This is a genomic window from Streptomyces prasinopilosus (assembly GCF_001419695.1).
In the GTDB taxonomy this organism is placed as follows: Bacteria; Actinomycetota; Actinomycetes; order Streptomycetales; family Streptomycetaceae; genus Streptomyces; species Streptomyces prasinopilosus.
On sequence record NZ_LIRG01000380.1, the window covers coordinates 1 to 4,225 of the forward strand.

The 4,225-nt window shown below is 74.0% G+C and carries 2 protein-coding genes and 1 pseudogene; 1 reads left to right on the forward strand and 2 read right to left on the reverse strand.

Annotation, left to right across the window (positions count from 1 at the left end; all coding sequences use genetic code 11):
* Nucleotides 1-553: pseudogene (locus AOK18_RS16830) on the reverse strand (glucose-6-phosphate dehydrogenase); the annotation flags it as partial.
* A 327-nt stretch (nucleotides 554-880) separates the two neighbouring features.
* Nucleotides 881-2,296, reverse strand: coding sequence for a glycoside hydrolase family 16 protein (locus AOK18_RS16835; RefSeq protein ID WP_055694909.1), 1,416 nt, complete (start codon nucleotides 2,294-2,296; stop codon nucleotides 881-883).
* A gap of 514 nt (nucleotides 2,297-2,810) precedes the next feature.
* On the opposite strand from AOK18_RS16835, the gene AOK18_RS16840 reads away from it, so the two are divergent.
* Nucleotides 2,811-4,148, forward strand: coding sequence for a 6-phospho-beta-glucosidase (locus AOK18_RS16840; RefSeq protein WP_055694910.1), 1,338 nt, complete (start codon nucleotides 2,811-2,813; stop codon nucleotides 4,146-4,148).
* The last annotated feature ends 77 nt before the right edge of the window (nucleotides 4,149-4,225 follow it).

Consider the following 4,225-nt stretch of genomic DNA (forward strand, 5'->3'; position numbering starts at 1 on the left):
CCGCGCGCCGCCAGGAACCGGCGGGCGCGTCGGCCAGCCCGTGCTTCTTCAGCTGCTGGACCACCTTCGGGAAGAACCCCGGTGGTACCGAGAGGTAGAAGGCGTGGTTGCCGCCGGTGCCCCGGGATCTGTCCAACTCGTCCACGGCGGAGCGCAGTCGCTCGAACGCCGTGTCGTCGTCGAAATCGCCCGGGACGAACCGCATGCCCTCGGCGAGCTGCTGCCAGACCTCCTCGCGGAAGGGGGTGCGGGCGTGCTCCTCGACCGCGTCGTGCACCACCTCCGCGAAATCCTGGTCCTCCCAGTCCCGGCGGGCGAAACCGACCAGCGAGAAGCCCGGCGGCAGCAGACCCCGGTTGGCGAGGTCGTACACCGCCGGCATCAGCTTCCTGCGCGACAGGTCGCCGGTGACCCCGAAGACGACGAGTCCGGAGGGGCCGGCGATGCGCGGGAGACGGCGGTCGCGCGGGTCACGCAGGGGATTGGGCCATCCGGTGCCGGCCGGATCCCCGGGCGTCTCCCTGTCCGGCGCCCCGCTCGTCTCCTCGGTCATTCCCGTCAGCTCCTCGTCGTGGAGGCGGTCGAGGGCCTGCCCCGCCGTTCCCGCGGATTCCCGCCGGGCACGCCCCCGCGGCGTGACGCCCTCCGTCCTCTTCTCCCCTACAGGGTGTCCCGGTCCGCCCGAACCCTCACCTCCGTAACACGTTTACCAGTAAAAGTATGACGATTGGCGGGAGGCGGTCCCGTGGCGCGGGTGCCCGGGAAACGACGGGTCGCGGACAGGGCCGAAGGGGCCCCACGCGTGCGCGGGGCCCCTTCGGCCGGCCGGGAAGCCGGTGGTCCGGTCCGGGGGCGGGCGGTCTCCCGGGCCGGGCGGCGGTCAGCGGCCGAACGTGAACCAGTTGACGTTCACGAAGTCCTGCGGCTGGCCGCTCGTGAACGTCAGGTACACGTCGTGCGTGCCCGTCACGGACGCGATGTTCGCCGGGACGGTCCGCCACGACTGCCAGCCGCCCGTGCCGCCCACCGAGAAGCTCCCGACGGGGGCGTTGCCGCGGCTGTCCAGGCGCACCTCGACCAGACCGCTGACCCCGGCGGGCGCGCCGCTCGCCACCCGGGCCGAGAACTGCCTGGCCGCGGGGGTGCCGAAGTCGACGCCCTTGAACTGCAGCCAGTCACCGTTGGCCAGGGCGCCCACGTTCCGGCCGCCGCCGGAGTCGGAGGTGGCCTCCGTGATCGCGCCGGACTGGGCGTCGAAGGACTCGGCCTGGATGGTGCCGTACGCGTCGCGGTTGCCGGTCGGCGGGGGAGTGGTGCCACCGCCGCCCGAACTCAGCACCTGGACGTAGTCGACGAGCATCGAGTGGCCGGGCTGCGTACCCGCGTCCGGGCCGCCGCCGAAGGCGTCGGGGAAGCCGCCGCCCATCGCCACGTTGAGGATGACGAAGAAGCCGTGGTCGGTGGCGTTCGCCCAGGTCGTCGCGTCGACCTGGTTCTCCCGCACGGTGTGGAAGGTGGTGCCGTCGAGGGAGAAGCGGATCTCCTCCACGCTCGTCGAGCGGTCCCACTCCAGCCGGTAGGTGTGGAAGCCGGCCTGACAGGTCGTGCCCTGACAGGTGGTCGAACCCCCGATGCCGCTGTTCTCGTTGCACGGTCCGCCGGGGGCGGTGCCGCAGTGCATCGTGGCGAAGACGGTGTTGTTGCCCTGCGTGTTCTCCATGATGTCCAGCTCGCCGACGGCCGGCCAGTTCCAGTAGTTGCCCCGGTACGGCGCGCCCAGCATCCAGAACGCCGGCCAGTAGCCCTTGGCGGCGGCACCGGTCACGTTCGGCACCTGGATGCGGCTCTCGACGCGCAGGGTGCCGCCGGCCGGCGGCTGGAAGTCGGAACGGTTGGTCTCGACACGCCCGGAGGTCCAGTTCCCGGAGGCGTCCCGGCGCGGGGTGATGCGGAGGTTGCCGTTGCCGTCGAGGGAGACGTTCTCCGGGTTCGACGTCATCGTCTCGATCTCACCGGTGCCCCAGTTGGCGGGGCCGCCCGGATACCCCTTGCCGGTCGCGTACCGCCAGTTCGAGGTGTTGAGGCCGCTGCCCGCGGCGCCGTTGAAGTCGTCGACGAAGACCTGGTTCCAGCCCGACGGGGGTGCCGGGGCGGAGGCGCTCGCGGACGGCAGGGCGACGGTGGAGGCCGCGAGCGCGAGCCCGAGCGTGCCGACGGCGGCCAGCAGCGCCCGCCGCAGCGGGCGGGATCCGCGCGGGGCGCGGGGTCTGCGGGGGGTGCCGGAGGGTTCACTCATGTGGGGATGCCTCTCGGAGACGAGTGCGGACGCACGGGCCGGTCCAGGGCGGATCCAGGCGCGGATCCGGGTCCGGGACCGGGTGCGGGGGAGTGCCCGAGAGCCCCGCTCATCGACTGTGAGAGCGCTCTCAGGGTGTCGCCAATGTGCTCCGCGGCCCCGGGGCCGTCAAGAGGTGCAACCGAGAAAGTCCTCGCGCGGGAGGAGGGTTCACCTCGTGAAGTGACGCGAAGGGGGGCAACGGCCCCGTGCCCGGCCGCGCCGGGCGGCGCCCGCCGGTGCCCGGGTGCCGCGTACGGCCTTCCGTTCGACCACGCACCGGGCGCGTCCCGCCGCCCGGCCCCGGGCCCTCACCGGCGCCCGGTGCGGAGGCCCGCCGGCGGGGAGCGTCCCCGGCCGGACGGGCCCCGCCCCCGGCCGCGGCACCATGATCGGGGGCAGTATCGAGGGCAGTGACGTGGTGGAGGACCGGACCGGCCGGCGCCGGCGCCGCCGCGGCGGGAAGGGTGCGGACGTGAGACTGACGATTCTGGGCGGCGGGGGATTCCGGGTCCCGCTGGTGTACGGCGCGCTCCTTAGGGACCACGCGGAGGGACGGGTGACGCGGGTCGTCCTCCACGATGTGGACGAGCGCCGACTGCGGGCGATCGCCCGTGTCCTGGCCGACCAGGCGGCCGGGGTGCCCGACGCACCCGAGGTGAGCACCACCACCGACCTGGACGACGCCCTGCGCGGCGCCGACTTCGTCTTCTCCGCGATCCGCGTCGGCGGCCTCGAGGGCCGGGCGAACGACGAGCGGATCGCGCTCGCCGAGGGTGTCCTCGGGCAGGAGACGGTCGGCGCGGGCGGCATCGCCTACGGGCTGCGGACCGTCCCCGTCGCCGTGGACATCGCCCGCCGGGTGGCCCGGCTCGCCCCCGACGCCTGGGTCATCAACTTCACCAACCCGGCCGGCCTGGTCACCGAGGCCATGTCCCGCCACCTCGGCGACCGGGTCATCGGCATCTGCGACTCCCCGGTCGGCCTCGGCCGCCGCATCGCCCGGGTCCTCGGCGCGGACCCGCGGGAGGCGTGGACCGACTACGTCGGCCTCAACCACCTCGGCTGGGTGCGCGGCCTGTACGTCAAGGGCCGTGACGAACTCCCGCGCCTGCTCGCCGACCCGGCCCTGCTCGGCTCCTTCGAGGAGGGCCGGCTCTTCGGCGCGGACTGGCTCCGGTCCCTCGGCGCCGTCCCCAACGAGTACCTGCACTACTACTACTTCAACCGGGAGGCCGTACGCGCCTACCAGGAGGCAGGGAAGACCCGCGGCGCCTTCCTCCACGACCAGCAGGCCCGCTTCTACGCGCAGGCGGGCGACCCGAGCACCCCCGCCCTCGCCGCCTGGGACCGCACCCGCGCCGAACGCGAGGCCACCTACATGGCCGAGAACCGCGAGACCGCCGGGGCCGGCGACCGCGACGAGGACGACCTGTCGGGCGGCTACGAGGAGGTGGCCCTCGCCCTGATGCGGGCGGTCGCCCGCGACGAACGCACCACCCTGATCCTCAACGTCCGCAACCGCGGCACCCTCTCGCCGCTGGACCGGGACGCGGTCATCGAGGTCCCCTGCCTGGTCGACGCCCAGGGGGCGCACCCCGTCTCCGTCGATCCGCTGCCGGACCACGCCACCGGCCTGGTCTGCGCGGTCAAGGCGGTCGAGCGCGAGGTGCTCCGCGCCGCCGGGTCCGGCTCCCGCGCGCACGCGGTCAAGGCGTTCGCGCTGCACCCGCTCGTCGACTCCGTGACCGTGGCCCGCCGCCTCGTCGACGGCTACACCGCCGTCCACCCCGGCCTCGCCTACCTCGAGTAGCCCCGGCGTGCGGGACCCCCGGCATGCATCGGGTCGGCCGGTCGCCCCCCGTGACAGCGGCCGACCCGATGCATGCC

Coding starts and splice junctions, on each gene's coding strand:
- AOK18_RS16835 (WP_055694909.1), bottom strand. CDS start 2,296: ATGAGTGAACCCTCCGGCACCCCCCGCAGACCCCGCGCCCCGCGCGGA.